Source organism: Streptomyces sp. NPDC031365, from assembly GCF_055569765.1.
Genome location: NZ_JBVIIM010000003.1, coordinates 479,201 through 498,875 on the forward strand (window position 1 = coordinate 479,201; position 19,675 = coordinate 498,875).

The window sequence follows — 19,675 nt, forward strand, 5'->3', positions numbered from 1 at the left end:
CCTCCGGCGGCTGCGGGACACCTACCGGCGGATGCGCCTCGGCACCCGGCTGACACTGGGCCTCGGGGTGCTGTCGCTCGCGGTGTTCGCGGTCGTCGGGACGGCCCTCACCACGTACATGCACGACTATCTGGAGCGGCAGCTGGGCGACCAGCTGAAGCTGATCCAGACCGTGCAGGCCAAGGACGCGGCGGCGCACGGCACGGTGAAGCGGAAGCCGTACTACGGGTGGTACACGGCGGTGTACGACGTCTCCGCCTCCGGCGACGCGGTCACGCTGCGCACGCCGTCCGACGTGCCGGGGGACACCCGGGCGATGGCGGATCTCGCCCGGGCGATGGCGCACTCCGACACCGAACTGACGCGCACCGCGCGGATCGACGGGGAGGGCACCTACCGGCTGCGCGGCTGCGAGGTGGAACCCGGTGTGGTGCTGGTGAGCGCGGCTCCCGTGAAGGACGTCGAGCAGACCGTCGAGCAGCTGATCACGGTGCAGGTCGTGGTGTTCGCGCTGGCGCTGCTCGCCCTGGTGGTGTCCGGGCGGCGGATGCTGCGGCGCGGGCTGAAGCCGCTGAGCGACATGGCGCACACCGCGCACGGCATCGCCTCGCACGACCTGAGCGAGTCCGCGGCACGGCTGCCGCTGCGCGCGGACGGGCGGGACGGCGGTCTCGAGGTGGCGGAGCTGCGCACCGCCTTCAACACGATGCTGGAGCACATCGACGACTCCCTCGCGGTGCGCGCGGAGGCGGAGCTGCGGCTGCGTCGCTTCGTCGCGGACGCCTCGCACGAACTGCGCACCCCGCTGATGTCGGTACGCGGCTACGCGGACCTGTTCCAGTACGCCGCCGCCAACGAGCCGGCCGAACGCGGACGGCATCTGGCCCGGTTGCGGGCGGAGGCCGCACGGATGGGGGTGCTGCTCGACGATCTGCTGCTGCTCGCCCGGCTGGACGCCGCGGAGGTGGAGGCACCGCTGCGGACCGCGGACACGGATCTGGTGGAGCTGGTGCAGCAGGCCGCCGACGCGTTCCGGGCGGGTCATCCGGGACATCCGCTGACGGTGGCGGCCGGTGCCGGCCCGCTGATCCTTCGCCTGGACCCGCAGCGCATCCGGCAGGTCCTGGACAATCTGCTCACCAACGCCGCCGTGCACACCCCGGCCGGCACCCCGGTGTCGGTGGCGGTGTCCGTGGCCGGTGATCCGGAGTCCGCGCTGGTGCGGGTGGCCGACGCGGGCCCCGGTGTCCCGGCGGAGGACCGGGAGCGGGTGTTCGACCGGTTCTACCGGGTCGACAAGGCCCGCAGCCGCGACCGTGGCGGCAGCGGGCTGGGCCTCGCGGTCGCCCGCTCGCTGATCCGGGCACACGGCGGCGACATCGAGCTGAACGGCGAGCCCGGGGCCACCGTGTTCACGGTACGGCTGCCGCTGGACGGAGCCGGTCTTACGGACCGGTGACATGCCGGGCGCGGCCCCGCTTCCGGGTGGGGCGCGGGCCTAGCGTGGGCGCATGCGTGTACTGGTCACCGGCGGTGCCGGGTTCATCGGGTCCCATGTCGTCGAGGCGCTGCGGGCCCGTGGGCACGAGCCCGTCGTCTTCGACGTCCGCACCGATCCGACGGCGGACGTGCGCGCCCCCGGAGCGGTGCGCGAGGCCCTGTCCGGCATGGACGCGGTCTGCCACCAGGCGGCGATGGTCGGCCTCGGCACCTCCTTCGCCGACGCGCCGGAATACGTCTCCCGCAACGACCTGGGTACGGCGGTGCTGCTCGCGGCGATGGCCGACGCAGGGGTGGCGCGGCTGGTGCTGGCCGGTTCGATGGTCGTGTACGGCGAGGGCCGTTACGTCTGTGCCCGGCACGGCGTGGTGCGGCCGGGGCCGCGGACGGTCACCGACCTGGCGGCAGGGCGGTTCGAGCCCACGTGCACGGTGTGCGGCTCGGACCTCGAACCCGGCCTGGTCGGCGAGGACGCCCCGGCCGATCCGCGCAATGTGTACGCCGCGACCAAGCTGGCCCAGGAACACCTGGCCGCCGCCTGGGCCCGGTCGACGGGCGGCTCGACGGTGTCGCTGCGCTACCACAACGTCTACGGCCCCGGCATGCCTCGCGACACCCCGTACGCGGGCGTCGCCTCCTTCTTCCGCTCCGCGCTGGCCCGCGGCGAGGCCCCGCGCGTCTTCGAGGACGGCGGCCAGCGCCGGGACTTCGTCCATGTGCGGGACGTGGCGGAGGCGAACGTCGCCGCGCTGGAGGCGGAGCCGGCCGCCGGGGTGTTCACCGCGTACAACACGGGCAGCGGTACGCCCCACACGGTCGGCGAGATGGCCCGCGCCCTGGCCGTGGCGTACGGCGGCCCGGACCCGGTCGTCACCGGCGAGTACCGCCTGGGGGACGTCCGCCACATCACGGCCGACTCCGCCCGCCTGCGCACCGAGCTGGGCTGGAAGCCGGCGACCGGCTTCGAGGAGGGCATGCGGGAGTTCGCGGCCGCGGGTCTGCGGGGCGACTGAGCCGCCGGGGCCGGCTCAGCCCTGTGTCGCCGGGAGGGTCACCTCGAAGCGGCAGCCGCCGGTGACGTTGCGGACCGTGGTGCTGCCGCGGTGGGCCTCGACGATGCCGCGGACGATGGCGAGACCGAGGCCCGCGCCGGCCGGCGGGGTGCGGGCGTGGGTGCCGCGCCAGCCGGTGTCGAAGACGCGGGGCAGGTCCTCCTCGGGGATGCCGCCGCAGCCGTCGGTCACGGACAGCACCACGCCCTCGGACGAGCGCTGCGCGGCGACGGCGACCGTGCCGTCGGCCGGCGTCCGGCGGATCGCGTTGACCAGCAGGTTGCCCAGCACGCGGCTCATCTCCCGCCCGTCCACCTCCACCGGCACCGGTTCGACCCCGTCGCCGACGAGCCGTACCCCGTGCTCGCGGGCGAGCGGGTCCACTCCGGCGAGGGCGTCACCGATGAGGTCGTACAGGGAGATGCGGGAGGGCGAGAGGGTCAGCGCGCCCGCGTGGATGCGGGAGAGCTCGAAGAGGTCGCCGACCATGTCGTTGAGGCGTTCCACCTCGGTGCGGATCTGCCGGAGATAGCGGTCGGGTTCGGCGGCGACCCCGTCCTCCAGCGCCTCGGCCATCGCGCGCAGTCCGGCGAGCGGGGTGCGCAGATCGTGGGAGATCCAGGCGACGAGTTCCCTCCGTGAGGATTCCAGAGCCCGCTCGCGGTCCCGTGACTCGGCGAGTTTGACGCTCGTCGCCGCCAGTTCGCGGCTGAGCGCGGCGAGTTCGGCGGTGGCCGGGCCGTCGGGCGCGGCGAAGTCACCGCCGTCGCCGAAGGAGCGGGCGGCGAGCGCCAGTTCCCGGCTGCGGGCGACGACCCAGCGGCCCAGCAGCAGCGCGGTGACCGTGGAGACCACGGCGGCCATGGCGACGACCGTGGTCACCACACTCAGGTCGTGCGCCGAGAGGAACATCGCCTGGGCGACGGCCAGTGTGCCGGCGAGCATGGCCGTCACCCCGACCCCGGCGACCACCGCGAGATGCGCGGTGAGCGACCGCCGACGGATCAGCAGCAGCACACACGCGCCGAGCAGACCGGCCGTGGCGGCGCCGAGGAAGGCGAACAGGGCGATGAGCAGTGTGTCCCGCATCGCTCACGTCTCCCCGGAACCGGCGGCGGGGTCGCAGCGGTAGCCGACGCCCCACACGGTCTGGATGAGCCGGGGCCGTGCCGGATCGTCCTCGACCTTGCCGCGCAGCCGCCGTACGTGGACGGTCACGGTGGACAGGTCACCGAAGTCCCAGCCCCACACCTCCCGCATCAGCTCCTCGCGCGCGTACGCCCGCCCGGGATGACGCAGGAGGAAGGCGAGGAGATCGAACTCACGGATGGTGAGGGCGAGTTCGACGCCGCGCTTGGTGGCCCGGCGGGCGGCGGGGTCGACGGCGAGCGAGGCGGCCCGCAGCAGGCCGGACGCGGCGCCCGACGCGGGGCGGGTGCGGCGCAGCACGGACTCGACGCGCAGGACGAGTTCGCGCGGGCTGAACGGCTTGGTGACGTAGTCGTCGGCGCCGACCTCCAGGCCGAGGATGCGGTCGTCCTCGTCGCCCCGAGCGGTGAGCATGATGACGGGCACCGGCCCGTGACCACGCATCCGGCGGCACACCTCCAGGCCGTCCATGCCGGGCAGCATGAGGTCGAGGACGACGAGGTCGGGCCAGTGGGCCGCCGCGCGGGCGAGCGCGTCGGGGCCGTCGCCGGCCCGGTCGACGACGTATCCGGCGCGGTGGAGGTAGCCCGTGACGATCTCGGCGACGGTGGGGTCGTCGTCCACGACGAGGACCCGGGCCCCGGCCTCGGCGTGCGGTGGTCGTTGCTCCATACGGTCAGCCTCGCACCACGCGCGCGCGAAGGTGCGGGCCGGTCACCGACGTCCGCGTTCCGTAAGGAGCCGATGACCGTTATGTCTGTTTCGTGCTCGTAGGGTGAGAGCCGTGACCACCTCCCCCTCCACCCCGGACCAACCGGGCCCGGCGTCCGTGGACGTCGTCCTGCCCTGTCTCGACGAAGCCGCGGCGCTGCCGTGGGTGCTGGAACGCGTCCCGCCCGGCTGGCGCGCCCTTGTCGTGGACAACGGCTCCACGGACGGCTCCGACCTCCTCGCCCGCGCACTCGGCGCGACCGTCGTGCGCGAGGAGCGGCGCGGCTTCGGCGCCGCCTGCCATGCCGGACTGACCGCCGCCACGGCCGACATCGTCTGCTTCTGCGACTGCGACGCCTCGCTGGACCCGGCGGACCTGGTGCCGTTCGTCCGGGAGATCCGGACCGGCGCGGCCGACCTGGTGCTGGGCCGGCGCCGCCCGCAGGCACGCGGCGCCTGGCCGGCCCATGCCCGCGCGGGCAACCTCGCCCTGTCCCGGCTGCTGCGGCGCCGTACCGGACTGCGGCTGCGCGATCTCGGCCCCCTGCGGGCGGCCCGGCGCGCGGAGTTGCTCGCCCTGGACCTGACCGACCGGCGCAGCGGCTATCCGCTCCAGATGGTGGTGCGCGCCGCCGACGCCGGCTGGCGGATCACCGAGCACGACGTCCCGTACGCACCGCGCACCGGCGCCTCCAAGGTCACCGGCACCTGGCGCGGCACCTTCCAGGCGGTACGGGACATGAGCCGGGTGCTCCAGGAGCCACCGGTACGGCAGGAGGTGGCCTCATGACACCGACGACCGCCGTGACCCTGCTCGTCATCGCCAAGGAGCCCCGCCCGGGCCGGGTGAAGACCCGGCTGACCCCGCCGTTCACGCCCGAGGAGGCCGCCGGACTCGCCGAGGCCGCGCTCGCGGACACGCTGGAGGCGGTGGCACGCACCCCCGCGCGGCGCCGGGTGCTGGTGCTGGACGGGGTGCCGGGGCCCTGGCTGCCGGCCGGTGTCGAGGTCGTACCGCAGTGCGCGGGTGGTCTCGACGAGCGGCTGGCCGGGGCGTTCGCCGGGTGCGACGGACCCGCGCTGCTCATCGGCATGGACACGCCCCAGGTGACACCGGAGTTGCTCACCGTGGACTTCGCCGACTGCGACGCGTACTTCGGCCCCGCCGAGGACGGCGGCTTCTGGGCGCTGGGCCTGGCCGAGCCCGACCCGGATCTGCTGCGCGGGGTGCCCATGTCGATCCCGGACACGGGGGCCGCTCAACGGCGGCGGCTCGCGCATCTGCGGGTGCGGGAACTGCCGCGGCTGCGGGATGTGGACACGGCGTACGACGCCGCCGTGGTCGCCGGTGCGGCGCCCGGCGGACGCTTCGCCGCACGTCTGGCGCGGTTGACGGCGGCTCATCGGTGAGCGGGGTGCGGGCGGCGGCGCGCCTCGGACACCAACGGGCCTACGACGCCGCTGAACACGCCTGGTCCGCCGACCCCTACGCCGACGCCCTGCGCGCCGGCCGGGGACCGCTGTTCCTGCGCCGCGCCGACGGATGGCTGCTGCCGCTGGACGTGGAGCGCTGGTGCGCCGAGGCGGACGATGCCGACCTGGAGGTGCTGCGGCGCTGCGAGGGCACGGTGCTGGACGTGGGCTGCGGCCCGGGACGGCTGGTCGCGGCCCTCGGCACCCAGGGGCGTCGTGCCCTCGGCATCGACGTCAGCGAGGCGGCGGTGGCACACACCGTCCGGCGCGGCGGGCAGGCACTGCTCCGCTCCGTCTTCGACCCGCTGCCCGGCACCGGCCGCTGGGGCACCGTCCTGCTCATGGACGGCAACGTCGGCATCGGCGGCGATCCGGTCGTCCTGATCCACCGGCTGGCTCGGCTCCTGGTGCCGGGAGGCCTGCTGATCGCCGAGACGGCTCCCCAGCCGGACGTCGACGAACGCGCCCTCGTCCAGGTCACCAGCCTGCACGGCACCCCCGGCGGTGCCTTCCCGTGGGCCCGCGTCGGCACCCCGGCGCTGCTGCGCCACGCGAAGGCGGCGGGCTGGCGGGCGGACGACCAGTGGTCGACGAGCGGACGCACCTTCGTGGCACTGCGCGCCCGTAGTGCCTGAGGAAGTGAGCTCTCCGGGAGACCACACGCCTCGTGGTCACTGGCCATGGGCAAGCAGGTCGAACGAAGGCGACAACGCACCGGCCCGGCACCACGGGCCCGGAGCACCGTCGAAACAGCCGTCAGCCGTCAGCCGTCAGCCGTCAGCCGTCAGCGGGCGGGTTCCTCCGTCCGCGCCGCCGCACCGCGAACACCACCGCCGAGACGCCGAACAGGGCGGCCGTGACGATCAGCCATCGGGTCGCGTAGCCGTCCGCGGACTGGCCCGCCACGCCCGCGTAGCGTTCCGACACCCGGCCGGTGATCAGCGGGAACCACACGAGCAGCAGCAGCCCGGACAGGGCGGCCGGCACCCGTACGTGGTTGATCCACGCCCTGCGCCGGCCCGCGCCCCTCACCAGCGCACGGTCGGCCGCCGCGTACAGCGGCAGCAGCACCAGGTCATGGATCACCGCCGCGCCCACGAACCACAGCGCGACCAGGAACCAGTCGCCGTCGAGCAGCCGCGCCCCCGCGTACCCGCAGAGGGCGAACGAGGCGAGCAGTACCAGCAGACGGAACGGGCTGCCGAGCACGGGGCGGGGGAACCGGTGTCGCGTGCGCACGGGAACGAGCCTCCTCACAGCTCACCGAACGTCAGCCGCGCGACCCACTTGGTGAGGAGCACGCCGGGAGCCGCGGGGACGATGATCCGGGCCGGGTGGCCGTGATCGGGGGTCAGGTCCGCGCCGTTGACGGACAGGGCGAGCAGGGAACGCGGGTCGCCCACCTGGTTGTCCCGCAGCGCGGCCCGCCGGAAGGCGCCGCGGCGTTGCAGTGACTCCACGAACACGTCGACCGGGTCGTCATGGCCGACGAGCGCCGCGAGGTCCCGCAGCCGTACGCCCCGCCACGACTGGCCGGAGGTGGACCAGCCCTCCACACAGGCGATGGGCAGGTCGGCACTGTGCAGCGGCAGACCGAGCAGATCGGCCCTGCTGAGCCGTACGGTGCCGGAGCGCCCGGTGACGACCAGCCGCCACGCCTCCCCGGTCGTCTCCCCGGCGCGGATCCCGGCGTACGCGGCCGTCTTGTTGATCTGGAAGCCTGCCGGTCCACTGCCTGGTTCCGGCCCGCCGTGCGGGGTCAGGACGGCGGTCTCGCGCAGCGGTCCGTCGAAGCTGCGCCCGGCGGAGGTGGCGAACAGGAGCAGCGAGCCGCCGCCGACCAGCCCCAGCGCTCCGCGCCGCGAGACGGTCGGCCGGTCGGGGTGAGGGGCGACCAGGTCGTCGGCCCACTCCTCGGCCCCTTCGTCCGCCGCCTCCTCGCTCCCCTCCCGCATCCGCCGCAGATTGCGCAGCGCCAGCGGCGCCTTCAGCACCGTGTGGGCGAGGAACGCGCCGAAGAACACCCAGGCACCGTAGAAGTGCAGGGGGTAGAAGGAGCCGGGGAAGACGTAGTCGAGCTGGACGTTGAGAATGCCCGTCACGAACTCGAACAGCGCCCCGCCGACGAGGAGCAGCAGTGAGGTCCGCTCCAATGCGTGGGTGAGCGACCGGGCCGGCGGCAGGGTGAACAGCCTGGGCACCACTGACCACAGCTTGGCCAGCAGCACCGGGACGAGTGCGAGGCCGAGCGTGACGTGGACGCCCTGGGTCAGCCGGTACAGCCACGGCGGATCGGTGGGCCAGGAGAACAGATAGAAGCCGAGGATCCCCTTGCCGGGCGTCTTGTCGTTCACCGGTGACAGGTCCGGGTTGTACGCCGCGTACGACAGCAGTCCCGTCACGAACAGCAGGGTGACGCCGGCGAGAAGGACCACTCCGAGGACCGAGGTGAACCAGGTGCCGCGCAGCGGGCTGCGCCAGAAGTCCGGTGAGAAGGGGCTCCGCGCGGGGCGGGTGGGGAGGAGAGACCGAGCCATGTGCCGACCGTAGGTCCGCGGCACCCCGTGAACGGGCCCGGGAACGATGACGAAACGCTGACATCCGCCCTTGTCAGCCGCTCGGCGCCGCTTCACCTGCCTAGCGTGTGGACGTGAACCGCGATCTCCCCCGCACCGCCCACCGCGGCGTCGTCCGTGATCTGTCCGCCGTCGCCGCGGCGGCGCTGCTCGTGCTGGCCGCCGTACTGGTCGGGACGCGTATCCAGGACCGGCACGGCACGCTGTACGTGAACTGGCCGCCCCTGGTGGGCGACTGGATGCCGCACACCGGACCGGGCACCTTGGCCGCGGTGGCCGTCGCGGCCGGGGTGGTGGCGTACGGCCCCTCCCTGGCGGCCCGGCTGTCCTGGCGGCCGCTGCTGCTCACGGCGTGGGTGGCGTCGCTGGCGTGGACCTGGTCGCTCGCCCTCGTGGACGGCTGGTCGCGGGGCGTCGCCGGACGGCTGACCGAGAAGCACGAGTACCTGCGGGTCATCGACCGTTTCGGTGACATCCCCGCCGCGCTGCGCGGCTTCAACGGGCACATTCTGATCGATGCCCCCGACAACTGGCCCGCGCACGTCGCCGGGCACCCGCCGGGCGCCACCCTCACCTTCGTCCTGCTGGACCGGATCGGCCTGGGCGGCGGCGGATGGGCCGGCGCCTTCGTCATCACCGTCGGCACCACCGCCGTGGCCGCGATCCTGATCACGGTGCGCCGGCTCGCCGACGAGCCGTTCGCCCGCCGCGCGGTGCCCTTCCTGGTGCTGGCCCCGGGCGCGGTGTGGGTGGGTGCCTCCGCCGACGGCTTCTTCACGGCCGTCACCGCCTGGGCCGTCGCCCTGCTCGCCTTCGCCGTCACGGATCGCCGGCCGGTCTGGACCGGCTTCGGCTCCGGACTGCTGTTCGGTCTGACGATGTACCTGTCGTACGGGCTCACGCTGTTCGCGGTGACCGGCGCGACGGTACTGCTGCTGGGCACGCGGCGGCTGCGTGCCCTGCCGTACGTGGCCGCCGGGTTCGTGGTCGTGCCGGTCGTGTTCACCGCACTGGGCTTCGACTGGTGGGAGGCGTACCGGCTGCTGGTCACCCGCTACTACCAGGGGGCGGGCGGGGTGCGCCCGTACGGGTACTGGATCTGGGCGAACCTCGCGTGCACGGTGCTGGTCGTCGGCCCGGCGACGGTGGCGGGGCTGCGCAGGGCCGGCGGCGTGGTGGCCGGGTTCCGCTTCCTGCTCACCCGCGGTGCCGCCGCTCCACGTCCGGCCCTGGTCCCGAACGACGCGGCCGTTCGTCCGGCCCTGCTCGTCCTCTCCGCGCTCCTCGCGCTGCTGATCGCCGATCTGTCCGGGATGAGCAAGGCGGAGACGGAACGCATCTGGCTGCCGTTCGCGTTCTGGCTGTTCCCCGTGTGCGCCTTCCTCCCGGGCCCGCGCGCGTGGCTCGCCGGGCAGGCCGTCCTCGCCCTGCTCCTCAACCACCTGCTGCTGACGGGGTGGTGAGGAGCAGGGTACGGATCAGCGCTCGGCGGCGGGCTGCATCCGCAGCGAGATGCTGTTGATGCAGTACCGCTGGTCCGTGGGCGTCGGATAGCCCTCGCCCTTGAAGACGTGCCCGAGGTGCGAGCCGCAGCGGGCGCAGCGGACCTCGGTGCGCACCATGCCGTGCGTGCGGTCCTCGACCAGTTCCACGGCGTCGGTGTCCCTCGGGTCGTAGAAGGACGGCCAGCCGCAGTGCGACTCGAACTTGGTGTCCGAGGTGAACAGGTCGGCGCCGCAGGCGCGACAGGAGTAGACGCCCTCGGTCCTGGTGTCGGTGTACTCACCGGTGAAGGCCGGTTCCGTGGCTGCCTCGCGCAGAACGGCGTACTCGGACGGCGACAGCTCCGCGCGCCACTGCTCGTCCGGCTTCTCGACGTCGTACGGCATGAGCTTTCAGCCCCTTACTTCGGCAAACGGTCCAGGATGCGCGGGCCGAGGTCGGTGACATCGCCCGCTCCCATGGTGATAACCAGATCACCGGGCTTCGCCATTCCCGCGATCACCTCGGGGACCTCCGCCTTGTCGTGGACGGCCGTCACGTCCGCGCCGGCCGCCCGGGCCGCCTCGATGATCAGGTCGCTGGTGACCCCCGGGATCGGGTCCTCGCGGGCCGGGTAGATGTCCAGCACCACCGACGCGCCGGCCAGGGCCAGGGACTGGCCCATCTCCTTGCCCAGCTCCCGCGTGCGGGAGAACAGGTGCGGCTGGAAGACGACGAGGATGCGGGCGTCACCGGCGGCGGCGCGCATGGCCTCCAGGTCGGCGGTCATCTCGGTCGGGTGATGGGCGTAGGAGTCGATGACCTGGACGCCGGCGGCCTCGCCCTTGAGCTGGAGACGCCGCTTCACGCCGGTGTAGGCGGCCAGCGCGGGGGCCAGCTCGGCGGCCGGGATGCCGAGCGCGGCCCCGGCGGCGAGCGCGGCCACCGCGTTGTGCGCGTAGTGCCGCCCGGGGACCGACACGGTGAAGGTGAGCGGGGCACCGTCGAACTCGACGGTCACCTCGCTCTTCAGTCCCTGCGGGATGACCGACAGCACCCGTACGTCGGCGTCCTCCGCCTCGCCGTACGTCACGGTCCGCACCGAGCCGTCCAGCCGGCGGGTCAGCTCGCGGGCGCCCTCGTGGTCCGCGGAGATCACCAGGGTGCCGCCGGGCACGATCCGGCCGACGAACGTCTCGAAGGACTCGTGGATCTCCTCCATGGAGGCGTAGTTGGCGTGGTGGTCCAGTTCCACGTTGAGGATGATCGCGACCTCGGGCGCGTACGTGTGGAAGCTGCGGTCCGACTCGTCCGCCTCGGCGACGAAGATCTCGCCCTCGCCGTGCAGCGCGTTGGAGCCGGGGGCGTCCAGGTCGCCGCCGATCGCGTACGACGGCTCCCGGCCCAGCTCGGTGAGGGAGACGGCCAGCATGGAGGTGGTGGTGGTCTTGCCGTGGGTGCCGGCCACCGCGATCGGGCGCAGGCCGTCCATCAGGGCGGCGAGGGCGTCGGAGCGGTGCACCACCGGAATGCCCAGCCCGGCCGCGCGGACCAGTTCGGGGTTGTCCTCGCGGATCGCGGAGGAGACGACCACGCAGCTGGCGTCGTCGGCGAGGTGCCCGGCGGCGTGGCCGATGTGCACGGTGACGCCGAACCCGCGCAGGGCGTCGGCGGTCGGGGAGTCCTTGGCGTCGCTGCCGGCCACCTTCGCTCCGCGCTGCGCGAGGATCTTGGCGATGCCCGACATTCCGGCGCCGCCGATGCCGATGAAGTGCGGTCGGTCCATGGCGGTGGGAAGGCCGGGTGCCATGCGTGTACTCCCAGTGGTGCGACGAGCGGGACGACGGTCTTCGCGCCCTCGCGAAGGCCTCGGGGCCCTTCGCGAAAGAGCGCCGCCCCAGCCTATGCCTTGCTGTGGGAGAAGAGTTTCAGCACCGGTACGCCGACCTTGTGCCGGGCCCGGGAGGCCCAGTCCCGGTGGAAGAACTCCTCCACGTAGTGCGGGTCGGTCAGCACGATCACCTCGTCCGCGCCGACCTCCTCCACCATGGCCTTCAGCGCGTCGAGCGGGTGGTCTCCGATGAGCCGGCCCTCCGCCGTGTCGCCGGTGCCCCGCAAGGCCTGCAAGGACACCTCGAGGGCCCGCTCCCCCATGCTCGTGGCCTCCTCGCCCTCGGGGGTCTCGTGCTCGCGGACGGCCTCGTCGAGCTCGCCGAGCGCGACGTCGTCGATGGCTCTCAGCAACCGGTCGGCCTGTTCGCCGCGCGGCTGGAGCAGCACGTGGAAGGAGACCGGCTCGTCACCGTGCAGAGTGGTGACGAACTCCACGTCTGCGGACGTCAGGGCCTTCTCGATCATCAGTACGCTTGTGAACACCAGGCGCCCCTTCTCCTCGGAGGGCCCGCGGGCCCTCTCCGATCCGTGGGCCGAGCCAGGCCCGCGGAAACCATCCTGCCCCGCACCGGCACGGGTATGGCCGGACATCAGTCCCGCCTGTCGCCGCACGCGGCGGACGAGTCGGTTCCGCCGATCGTCGGACCGACGGTCACCGTCGAGCACCTCCCGTCCTCTGAGGGCCGGTCGGTCCCGGGCGGGGCCGGTCAGGCCCGCTGGTACCGCGTGAACAGGAATCCGTCTTCTTCCAACATCGCCTTCAGCGTGAAACGCCGCGGAAGTGTCACTGAGGGTCCGCCGGCGATGCGCTGAGCGTCACCCGCCGTGAGCATCGGCGAGACGGTCAGACAGAGCTCGTCCAGCACCCCCGCCGCCACCATCTGGCCCAGCAGCCGCGGCCCGCCCTCGGTCAGCAGCCGGATGTGCCCGAGGTCCGCGAGCGCCCGCACCGCCCGCGCCGGGTCCACCGCGGTTCCCTCCCCGGACACGACCACCCGGGCGCCGGCCTTCTCGGCGGCGGCGACCCGGTCCGGGGCGGCCCCGGCGCCGGTCAGGATCAGCGTGGGCAGCAGGGGGGTGGTGAACAGCGGGAGCGAGAAGTCCAGGTCCATGCTCGCCGTCACCACCGCGATCGTGGCCGCCGGTCCCTGTCCGGCCGCCTCCCGGGCGGCCGCGAAGTCGGCCCGCGCGCGTGCCGGGCGATAGCCCTCCTGCCGTACCGTCTCCGCGCCGACGACCACCACGTCCGCGAGGGCCCTCAGCACGCCGAAGATCCGCATGTCCGCCGGGCAGGAGATGGGCTGGGAGCGGCCGTCGTGCTGGGCGGCGCCGTCGAGTGTCGACACCATGTTGCCACGCAGCCACGGCTCCCGGCCGCCGGGCCCCGGCCCGGGGTAGGCGTACGCGGCGGCCAGCTCGGCCAGGCTCCACTCACGGCCGTCCACCCCGCCGGGAGCTGCTGTTTCGTCGGTCACGTCGGTCACGGGGAACAGGCGTCGCATGTCACGCAGTCTTCCACGCCCCGTAGCATGGGGGACCGTGTCGCCCTCCTCCCCCGCCTCCCGCCCCGGTCCGACAGCCGCCGTGGCTCCGCTGTCCCTGTGCGCCCGCGAGCCCCACGTCCCCGCGGACCGGCTCGTCGCCGAGATGGTGCCGCCGCCGCGCTTCGACTCGGTCCGCTTCGGCACCTACATACCGGACCCGGACCAGCCGAGCCAGACCGAGGCCGTACACGTCCTCGAGGGCTTCGCGGCGGGTCTCGGCGAGGCGACGGCCGGAGACTCGGGCCTGCGTCGGCTGTTCGGCTTCGGCAAGGCGCCGAAGAAGGCCCCGGCCGGGCCGCGCGGCGTCTACCTCGACGGCGGATACGGCGTCGGCAAGACCCACCTGCTGGCTTCCCTGTGGCACGCCACACCGGCGGAGCCCTCGCTCAAGGCGTTCGGCACCTTCGTGGAGCTGACCAACCTGGTGGGCGCCCTCGGCTTCCAGCAGACGGTGAAGACCCTCTCGGGGCACCGGCTGCTGTGCATCGACGAGTTCGAGCTGGACGACCCGGGCGACACCGTGCTCGTCTCCACCCTGCTCGGCAAGCTGGTCGAGGCCGGTGTGGCGCTCGCCGCCACCTCGAACACACTGCCGGGCAAGCTCGGCGAGGGCCGGTTCGCGGCCGCGGACTTCCTGCGCGAGATCCAGGGCCTGTCGGCGCACTTCCGCGCCCTGCGCATCGACGGTGAGGACTACCGCCACCGCGGCCTGCCCGAGGCGCCGCCGCCGTACTCCGACGAGGTGGTGGTCCGCACCGCGCACACCACCGAGGGTGCCTCGCTCGACGTCTTCACCGACCTGCTGGACCATGTGGCGAAGGTGCACCCCAGCCGGTACGGCGCCCTGACCGACGGGCTCCGCGCGGTCTGCCTGACCGGTGTGCGGCCGGTGCCGGACCAGTCGACGGCGCTGCGCCTCGTCGTCCTCGCGGACCGGCTCTACGACCGCGAGGTGCCCGTACTCGCCTCGGGGCTGCCGTTCGACCGGCTGTTCAGCGAGGAGATGCTGAAGGGCGGCTACCGCAAGAAGTACTTCCGGGCGATCTCGCGGCTCACCGCGCTGGCCCGCGACGCGAAACGGCTCGCCGACGTCCCGTAATACGGGTGTGCGACATCCGATCGAATCGGCGTTGATCAACGGTGCGTTCGCGCCATCACACCCCCTTTTTTTCAGGCGCTCTCCGCCACGAACATGGAGTTGACCCCGCATCGGACGTTGCGGGGTTAACGTGTTTCTTGACCAACCGTTGACCAGGCGTTGGCGTGCCGGATAGGTGTGAACCACCTCGAGGCGGACGCATGTTCCAAGGTCGGGCGACCGCGGCCGCACCCCAGGCCCTCCTCGTCGCTTTACCTTCGTCTCACTTTTCGGCATCTTTTCGCGGTCTTCGCATCCGTATAGACGGCCCGTGAAACAAGGGCCACGGGTCAGCATCATCCCGCCGGGCGCGACAGGCCCGTGTCCCGCCCCCGCCGCCCTTTTCCCTTCCCGATCCTGGGGCTCCGCCCCAGAACCCGCTCCTCAAGCGCCGGAAGGGCTGAATACCAGCCCTTCGGCCTTGAGACGCGTCCCCACGCGCGCCAGGAGGAAACGCCCGATGCAGCCCCTCATCGACAACGCCCGTACGTTCGGACAGCGCCCTGAGGAGTTCGCCCGCCTCGCCGAGGGGCAGTCCCCCGACGTCCTGTTCATCACCTGCTCCGACTCCAGGGTCGTACCGGCCCTGATCACGGGCGCCCGGCCCGGCGAGCTCTTCGAGCTGCGCACCGCGGGCAACATCGTCCCGCCGTACGCCCCCGGGCGCCCCACCGCCGAGGCGGCCACCGTCGAGTACGCCGTGGAGGTGCTGGGCGTCACCGACATCGTGGTGTGCGGCCACTCGCACTGCGGGGCCATCGGCGCGCTGGTGCGCGGCGACGACCTGGACGCCGTACCGGCCGTACGCGACTGGCTGGCGCAGGCCGCGGGCGCTCCCGCACCGGCCGACACGGCGGACCCCGCCTGCGCGGCGGCGGTGCAGCACCATGTCCTGGCGCAGTTGCTGCGCCTGCGCTCCTACCCGTGCGTCCAGCAGCGGCTCGCCTCCGGCCGGCTCCGGCTGCGCGGCTGGTACTACGAGGTGCACACCGGGGCGGTACGCGAACACCGTCCCGCCGGTGACACGTTCGAAGCGCTGTGAGCAGGACCGTGGCCAGGTTCCTTCATCTCCGGCAGGACTTCGCCGCCTCGCTCGTCGTGTTCCTCGTCGCCCTTCCGCTGTGTGTGGGCGTCGCCGTCGCCTCCGGTGTCCCGGCCGAACTCGGCCTGGTCACCGGCATCGTGGGCGGTCTGGTCACCGGACTCCTGCCGGGCAGCAGCCTCCAGGTGTCCGGGCCTGCCGCCGGACTGACCGTGCTGGTCTACGAGGCCGTGGACACCTACGGACTGCCCGCCCTCGGCGTGATCGTGCTCACCGCCGGAGTGCTCCAGCTCGCCATGGGCGCACTGCGGCTCGGACACTGGTTCCGCGCGATATCGCTCTCGGTCGTCGAGGGCATGCTGGCCGGCATCGGCCTGGTTCTCATCGCGGGCCAGGTGTACGCGGCGGCCGGGCTGGAGGCGCCCGGCACCGGCGTCGGCAAGATCCTCGGGATGCCCGGGGCAGCCGTGGACGCGCTCGGCGACGCCGAGGCGCTCACCTCGCTCGCGGTCGGCGCGGGCACCGTGGCGGTGATGGTGCTGTGGCGCCGTGTGCCCGGGCCGGCCGGGGCCGTGCCGGGAGCACTCGCGGCGGTCCTGCTGGCGACGGCCGTCACCCTCGCGTTCGGCATGACCGTCGCGACGGTCGAGGTGCGGGGTCTGTTCGACGCCGTCCAGCCGCCCGACGCGGGTGCCTTCGGCGCACTGACGGGGGTCGGCGTCCTCGGCACGATCATCGCGTTCGCTCTGATCGCCTCCGCCGAGAGCCTGTTCAGCGCGGCGGCGGTGGACCGGCTGCACACCGGCCCGCGCACCCGGTACAACAAGGAACTGATGGCGCAGGGCGCGGGCAACACGGTCTGCGGGCTCCTCGGTGCCCTGCCCATGACCGCGGTCATCGTGCGCAGTTCGGCCAATGTCCGGGCGGGCGCCAGGACCAAGGCGTCCAGGGTGCTGCACGGCGTCTGGCTCCTGCTGTTCGCCGCACTGCTGCCGTCCGCGCTGGCCCTGATCCCGCTGCCCGCGCTGGCGGGCATCCTGGTCCACGCGGGCTGGAAGCTGATCCCGCTGCGCGGACTGGCCGTGCTGTGGCGTGGGCACCGGGGTGAGGCACTGGTCCTGGTGGTGACCGCGGTGTCGATCGTGGTGGTGAACATGTTCGAGGGTGTGCTGATCGGTCTGGCCCTGTCCGTGGCCAAGACCGCCTGGGAGACCTCGCAGGCGAAGCTGGAGGTCATGGACAAGGGAGCGGGACCCATTCAGGTGTACCTGTCGGGCAACGCGACGTTCCTGCGCCTGCCGAAGATCCTGGACACCCTGGAGTCCCTCCCCCAGGACCGTCCCGTGGAACTGGACCTCACCGGCCTCCACCACGTCGACCACGCCTGCCACTCGGCCCTCCAGCACTGGGCGGAACGCCACAGCACACCGGACGCTCCTGTGAGCATGGGCCGGTAGGGGGCGCGCTGGGAACCATGCGAACGGGTCCCGGACGGAGCCCCGGGGACGGGACGGAAAGGGGCGGCGGGGGCGAACACGCCCCACGGCCCACCCCGGCCGCCCCCGCACACGGCGGAATCACCGAACAGCCCTCCGTCGCGCCCCGGCCCCAGGGACACGGGCTCCACGCGTGGTTCCCGGGACCCGCACCAGGTGATAGACACAGCGGGGTCACAGTTCCTGTCCGCCAGCAGGAAGGTTTCCCTCCCCCATGACCGAAGCCGGGCATACCACCGACTCCCCCACCACACGCCGTCAAATCCTCGCCCGCACCGGCGCGGCAGGCATCGGCATCGCCTTCTCCGGCGCCCTCTCCGAACTCTTCACCGGCACCGCCGCCGCCCAGGACCTCGGCCACGGCGACTACGGCCCCCTCGTCCCCGACCCCGACGGACTGCTCGACCTGCCGAAGGGCTTCCGCTATCGGGTCCTCTCCCGCGAGGGCGACCAGCTGCGCTCCGGCGAGGGCCCCGTCCCCTCCAACCACGACGGCATGGCGGCGTTCGCGGGCCGCCACGGCCGTGTCCACCTGGTCCGCAATCACGAGAACCGCGCCACCGCCAGAGTCCCCGTCCCGGTGATCGACGGCCTGACCTACGACCCGGCGGGCAAGGGCGGCTGTACGTCGCTGACCCTGGACCACCGCGGCCGGGTACGCTCGGAACAGGTCGCGATCGCCGGTACCGCCGTCAACTGCGCGGGCGGCCCCACTCCTTGGGACACGTGGCTGACCTGTGAGGAGACCGAGGACAGGGCCGGCACCAACGGCTACACCAAGGACCACGGCTACATCTTCGAGGTCGACGGCGCCGACCCGCGCCGCACCGGTGCCGAACCGCTGACCGCGATGGGCCGTTTCCAGCACGAGGCCGTCGCCGTGGACCCGAGGCGGGGCGTGGTCTACGAGACCGAGGACGCCTTCGAACGGCCCTTCGGCCTCTTCTACCGCTTCCTTCCGGAGAAACCCCTGGGCGGCACGGGTTCGCTGCGTGCGGGCGGCAGGCTTCAGGCGATGCGGGTGCCCGGGGTGCCCGACCTCTCCTCGATCCAGGAGACGGGTGCCCACTTCGACCGTGTCGAGTGGGTGGACGTACCGGACCCGGGGGCCGCCGAAACCCCCATCCGCCACCAGGACTTCGGCCCGAAGGGCATCACGCACGCGCAGAAGCTCGAGGGCTGCTACTGGGGCGGCCGGTCGGTCTACTTCGTCTCGTCCTTCGCCCGCAGCTCCGAGGGGTCGGCCGGTGACCACCACGGTCAGATCTGGCGGTACGACCCGGACCGGCGCCACCTCACCCTGGTGATCGTCTTCGGCCCGGACACCGACATCCAGCTGCCCGGCGAGTCACCGGACAACATCTGCCTCGCGCCCAGCGGAGGTCTGATGGTCTGCGAGGACGGCGGAGGCGCCCAGCACGTCTACGGCGTCACCCGGCGCGGCAAGGTCTACGAGGTGGCCCGCAACCGCCAGAACCGGGGCACCGAGGAGGACCCGGACTGGGGCGAGTTCGCCGGGGTCGCCTTCTCCCCGGACGGCCGCACCATGTACGTCAACTGCTACGACCCCGGAACGACGTTCGCCGTGACGGGCCCCTGGCGCAGGTAGGCGGGGCGGGACGGAGGGTGGCGCACCGCCCTCCGTCCCGGCTCGGGGTGAACGATGATTCAGCCCGCCAGCAGCGCGTCCATCTGGCCGACGGCCTGGCTCAGCCCTTCCACCATGCCCATCTCGGCCAGCTGCTCCATCTGCTCCCGGGTGTCGAACAGGGAACGCAGTTCCATCCGCGTACCGCCGTCGTGTTCGGTGAGGGTCATCCGCACCGAGGTGGTCGGCATCTCGGGGTTCGGTTTGCCGTCCTCGCCGGAGAAGCCGTCGGTGAACTCGATCGCGGTCGGCGGTGTGACCGAGGAGATCCGCCACCAGCCGCCGAACTTCTCGCCCTCCGGGCCGGTCATGTAGTACGTCACGCCGCCGCCGGGCGTCAGATCGTGCTCCTCGACGGTCGCCGGGTAGCTCGGCGGGCCCCACCAGCGCTCCAGCTGCCGCGGGTCGGCCCACAGCTGCCACACCCGCTCGACCGGGGCGGTGAAGTCGGCGACGAGGGTGAGGGTGAGCTGGTCGAGGTCCTTGTCCACGGTGGTGACAGTCATCTGTCCGGTCCTTCCGTCGTGTTCTCGTCGTGGGCGGCCGGGGCCACGGGACCGGTGGTCCCGTCGGCGTCCTCCGCCAGCAGACCGGACATCCGGTCCACCCGGGCCCGCCAGGCCGACTCCAGCGCGTCGAGTACCTGCCGCGCCCGGCCCACCGCATCGGGATCGGTGCGCACGAGCTGTTCCCGTCCGCGTCGTTCCTTGGTGACCAGACCGGCCCGTTCCAGCACCGTGACGTGTTTCTGCACCGCGGCGAAGCTCATCGGGTATGCCGCGGCCAGACGTGACACGGACAGCTCACCCCGGACACAGCGACGGAGTATGTCGCGCCGCGTCGCGTCGGCCAGGGCATGGAACAGCCGGTCCACGGTTTCGTCCGTCTCACCGGTCTCGTCTGCGATCCCATCTACAACCATTTGGTTGTACGTTAGTCCCGCTGCCCCCATCCCGCAAGTGGGAGGACTC

General features: G+C 72.8%; 20 protein-coding genes. 10 read left to right on the forward strand and 10 right to left on the reverse strand.

The window, feature by feature from the left end:
* The first annotated feature begins 31 nt into the window (after positions 1-31).
* Both ACZ5C2_RS07475 and ACZ5C2_RS07480 read left to right on the forward strand, forming a co-directional pair.
* Positions 32-1,459 carry a sensor histidine kinase gene (locus tag ACZ5C2_RS07475; protein ID WP_468787704.1) on the forward strand — a complete coding sequence of 476 codons (1,428 nt, stop codon included), beginning with the start codon at positions 32-34 and terminating at the stop codon, positions 1,457-1,459.
* Positions 1,460-1,511: 52 nt separating this feature from the next.
* Positions 1,512-2,513 (forward strand): NAD-dependent epimerase/dehydratase family protein, encoded by a 1,002-nt coding sequence (locus tag ACZ5C2_RS07480; protein WP_468787556.1) that lies wholly within the window; start codon positions 1,512-1,514, stop codon positions 2,511-2,513.
* 15 nt (positions 2,514-2,528) lie between these two features.
* Here the strand turns inward: ACZ5C2_RS07480 and ACZ5C2_RS07485 are convergent, their stop codons facing one another.
* The gene (locus ACZ5C2_RS07485; protein ID WP_468787558.1) at positions 2,529-3,641 is read right to left on the reverse strand and encodes a sensor histidine kinase; all 1,113 of its coding nucleotides are present in this window, start codon (positions 3,639-3,641) and stop codon (positions 2,529-2,531) included.
* Positions 3,642-3,644: 3 nt separating this feature from the next.
* Positions 3,645-4,373 (reverse strand): response regulator transcription factor, encoded by a 729-nt coding sequence (locus tag ACZ5C2_RS07490; RefSeq protein WP_468787560.1) that lies wholly within the window; start codon positions 4,371-4,373, stop codon positions 3,645-3,647.
* A 103-nt stretch (positions 4,374-4,476) separates the two neighbouring features.
* Here ACZ5C2_RS07490 and ACZ5C2_RS07495 point away from each other — a divergent pair, with 103 nt between their 5' ends.
* From ACZ5C2_RS07495 to ACZ5C2_RS07505, 3 genes are read left to right on the forward strand one after another with little or no spacing between them, the layout of a single operon-like run.
* Positions 4,477-5,202: a glycosyltransferase family 2 protein gene (locus ACZ5C2_RS07495; protein ID WP_468787562.1), complete on the forward strand. Its 726-nt coding sequence runs from the start codon at positions 4,477-4,479 to the stop codon at positions 5,200-5,202.
* A complete protein-coding gene (locus tag ACZ5C2_RS07500; protein WP_468787564.1) occupies positions 5,199-5,822 on the forward strand; it encodes a TIGR04282 family arsenosugar biosynthesis glycosyltransferase in 624 nt (207 codons plus the stop codon). The genes ACZ5C2_RS07495 and ACZ5C2_RS07500 overlap by 4 nt, the downstream gene beginning before the upstream one ends.
* The gene (locus ACZ5C2_RS07505; protein ID WP_468787566.1) at positions 5,819-6,520 is read left to right on the forward strand and encodes a class I SAM-dependent methyltransferase; all 702 of its coding nucleotides are present in this window, start codon (positions 5,819-5,821) and stop codon (positions 6,518-6,520) included. The genes ACZ5C2_RS07500 and ACZ5C2_RS07505 overlap by 4 nt, the downstream gene beginning before the upstream one ends.
* Positions 6,521-6,662: 142 nt before the next feature.
* Here ACZ5C2_RS07505 and ACZ5C2_RS07510 read toward each other — a convergent pair whose 3' ends face one another.
* Both ACZ5C2_RS07510 and ACZ5C2_RS07515 read right to left on the reverse strand, forming a co-directional pair.
* Positions 6,663-7,124 carry a hypothetical protein gene (locus ACZ5C2_RS07510; protein ID WP_468787568.1) on the reverse strand — a complete coding sequence of 154 codons (462 nt, stop codon included), beginning with the start codon at positions 7,122-7,124 and terminating at the stop codon, positions 6,663-6,665.
* Positions 7,125-7,138: 14 nt separating this feature from the next.
* Positions 7,139-8,422 (reverse strand): molybdopterin-dependent oxidoreductase, encoded by a 1,284-nt coding sequence (locus tag ACZ5C2_RS07515; RefSeq protein WP_468787570.1) that lies wholly within the window; start codon positions 8,420-8,422, stop codon positions 7,139-7,141.
* Between the two features lie 113 nt (positions 8,423-8,535).
* On the opposite strand from ACZ5C2_RS07515, the gene ACZ5C2_RS07520 reads away from it, so the two are divergent.
* On the forward strand, positions 8,536-9,924 hold the full coding sequence (locus ACZ5C2_RS07520) for a hypothetical protein (protein ID WP_468787572.1): 1,389 nt from the start codon (positions 8,536-8,538) through the stop codon (positions 9,922-9,924).
* Positions 9,925-9,939: 15 nt separating this feature from the next.
* On the opposite strand, the gene msrB is transcribed toward ACZ5C2_RS07520, so the two are convergent.
* From msrB to ACZ5C2_RS07540, 4 genes are all read right to left on the reverse strand, one after another.
* Positions 9,940-10,350, reverse strand: a complete 411-nt coding sequence (gene msrB / locus ACZ5C2_RS07525) for a peptide-methionine (R)-S-oxide reductase MsrB (RefSeq protein WP_468787574.1) — start codon at positions 10,348-10,350, stop codon at positions 9,940-9,942.
* A gap of 14 nt (positions 10,351-10,364) precedes the next feature.
* Positions 10,365-11,753: a UDP-N-acetylmuramate--L-alanine ligase gene (gene murC / locus ACZ5C2_RS07530; protein ID WP_468787576.1), complete on the reverse strand. Its 1,389-nt coding sequence runs from the start codon at positions 11,751-11,753 to the stop codon at positions 10,365-10,367.
* 92 nt (positions 11,754-11,845) lie between these two features.
* Positions 11,846-12,319 carry an indole-3-glycerol phosphate synthase gene (locus ACZ5C2_RS07535; protein ID WP_468787578.1) on the reverse strand — a complete coding sequence of 158 codons (474 nt, stop codon included), beginning with the start codon at positions 12,317-12,319 and terminating at the stop codon, positions 11,846-11,848.
* A gap of 224 nt (positions 12,320-12,543) precedes the next feature.
* Complete coding sequence (locus ACZ5C2_RS07540) at positions 12,544-13,338, reverse strand: pyrimidine reductase family protein (protein WP_468787580.1); 795 nt, start codon at positions 13,336-13,338, stop codon at positions 12,544-12,546.
* Positions 13,339-13,375: 37 nt separating this feature from the next.
* On the opposite strand from ACZ5C2_RS07540, the gene zapE reads away from it, so the two are divergent.
* The 4 genes from zapE to ACZ5C2_RS07560 all read left to right on the forward strand — a co-directional run bounded on the left by zapE (position 13,376) and on the right by ACZ5C2_RS07560 (position 18,665).
* Positions 13,376-14,479, forward strand: coding sequence for a cell division protein ZapE (zapE, locus tag ACZ5C2_RS07545; RefSeq protein WP_468787582.1), 1,104 nt, complete (start codon positions 13,376-13,378; stop codon positions 14,477-14,479).
* Positions 14,480-14,978: 499 nt separating this feature from the next.
* The gene (locus ACZ5C2_RS07550; RefSeq protein ID WP_468787584.1) at positions 14,979-15,560 is read left to right on the forward strand and encodes a carbonic anhydrase; all 582 of its coding nucleotides are present in this window, start codon (positions 14,979-14,981) and stop codon (positions 15,558-15,560) included.
* Positions 15,561-15,568: 8 nt separating this feature from the next.
* Complete coding sequence (locus tag ACZ5C2_RS07555; RefSeq protein WP_468787586.1) at positions 15,569-17,017, forward strand: SulP family inorganic anion transporter; 1,449 nt, start codon at positions 15,569-15,571, stop codon at positions 17,015-17,017.
* 253 nt (positions 17,018-17,270) lie between these two features.
* Positions 17,271-18,665 carry an alkaline phosphatase PhoX gene (locus tag ACZ5C2_RS07560; protein ID WP_468787588.1) on the forward strand — a complete coding sequence of 465 codons (1,395 nt, stop codon included), beginning with the start codon at positions 17,271-17,273 and terminating at the stop codon, positions 18,663-18,665.
* 59 nt (positions 18,666-18,724) lie between these two features.
* On the opposite strand, the gene ACZ5C2_RS07565 is transcribed toward ACZ5C2_RS07560, so the two are convergent.
* Together ACZ5C2_RS07565 and ACZ5C2_RS07570 are read right to left on the reverse strand one after the other, a co-directional pair.
* Complete coding sequence (locus ACZ5C2_RS07565; RefSeq protein ID WP_468787590.1) at positions 18,725-19,210, reverse strand: SRPBCC family protein; 486 nt, start codon at positions 19,208-19,210, stop codon at positions 18,725-18,727.
* On the reverse strand, positions 19,207-19,626 hold the full coding sequence (locus tag ACZ5C2_RS07570) for an ArsR/SmtB family transcription factor (protein WP_468787592.1): 420 nt from the start codon (positions 19,624-19,626) through the stop codon (positions 19,207-19,209). The genes ACZ5C2_RS07565 and ACZ5C2_RS07570 overlap by 4 nt, the downstream gene beginning before the upstream one ends.
* Positions 19,627-19,675: the final 49 nt, after the last annotated feature.

Coding starts and splice junctions, on each gene's coding strand:
- ACZ5C2_RS07500 (WP_468787564.1), top strand. CDS start 5,199: ATGACACCGACGACCGCCGTGACCCTGCTCGTCATCGCCAAGGAGCCC.
- ACZ5C2_RS07480 (WP_468787556.1), top strand. CDS start 1,512: ATGCGTGTACTGGTCACCGGCGGTGCCGGGTTCATCGGGTCCCATGTC.
- ACZ5C2_RS07475 (WP_468787704.1), top strand. CDS start 32: ATGCGCCTCGGCACCCGGCTGACACTGGGCCTCGGGGTGCTGTCGCTC.
- ACZ5C2_RS07565 (WP_468787590.1), bottom strand. CDS start 19,210: ATGACTGTCACCACCGTGGACAAGGACCTCGACCAGCTCACCCTCACC.
- ACZ5C2_RS07485 (WP_468787558.1), bottom strand. CDS start 3,641: ATGCGGGACACACTGCTCATCGCCCTGTTCGCCTTCCTCGGCGCCGCC.
- ACZ5C2_RS07515 (WP_468787570.1), bottom strand. CDS start 8,422: ATGGCTCGGTCTCTCCTCCCCACCCGCCCCGCGCGGAGCCCCTTCTCA.
- murC (WP_468787576.1), bottom strand. CDS start 11,753: ATGGCACCCGGCCTTCCCACCGCCATGGACCGACCGCACTTCATCGGC.
- ACZ5C2_RS07570 (WP_468787592.1), bottom strand. CDS start 19,626: ATGGTTGTAGATGGGATCGCAGACGAGACCGGTGAGACGGACGAAACC.
- ACZ5C2_RS07490 (WP_468787560.1), bottom strand. CDS start 4,373: ATGGAGCAACGACCACCGCACGCCGAGGCCGGGGCCCGGGTCCTCGTC.
- ACZ5C2_RS07550 (WP_468787584.1), top strand. CDS start 14,979: ATGCAGCCCCTCATCGACAACGCCCGTACGTTCGGACAGCGCCCTGAG.
- msrB (WP_468787574.1), bottom strand. CDS start 10,350: ATGCCGTACGACGTCGAGAAGCCGGACGAGCAGTGGCGCGCGGAGCTG.
- ACZ5C2_RS07540 (WP_468787580.1), bottom strand. CDS start 13,338: ATGCGACGCCTGTTCCCCGTGACCGACGTGACCGACGAAACAGCAGCT.
- ACZ5C2_RS07560 (WP_468787588.1), top strand. CDS start 17,271: ATGACCGAAGCCGGGCATACCACCGACTCCCCCACCACACGCCGTCAA.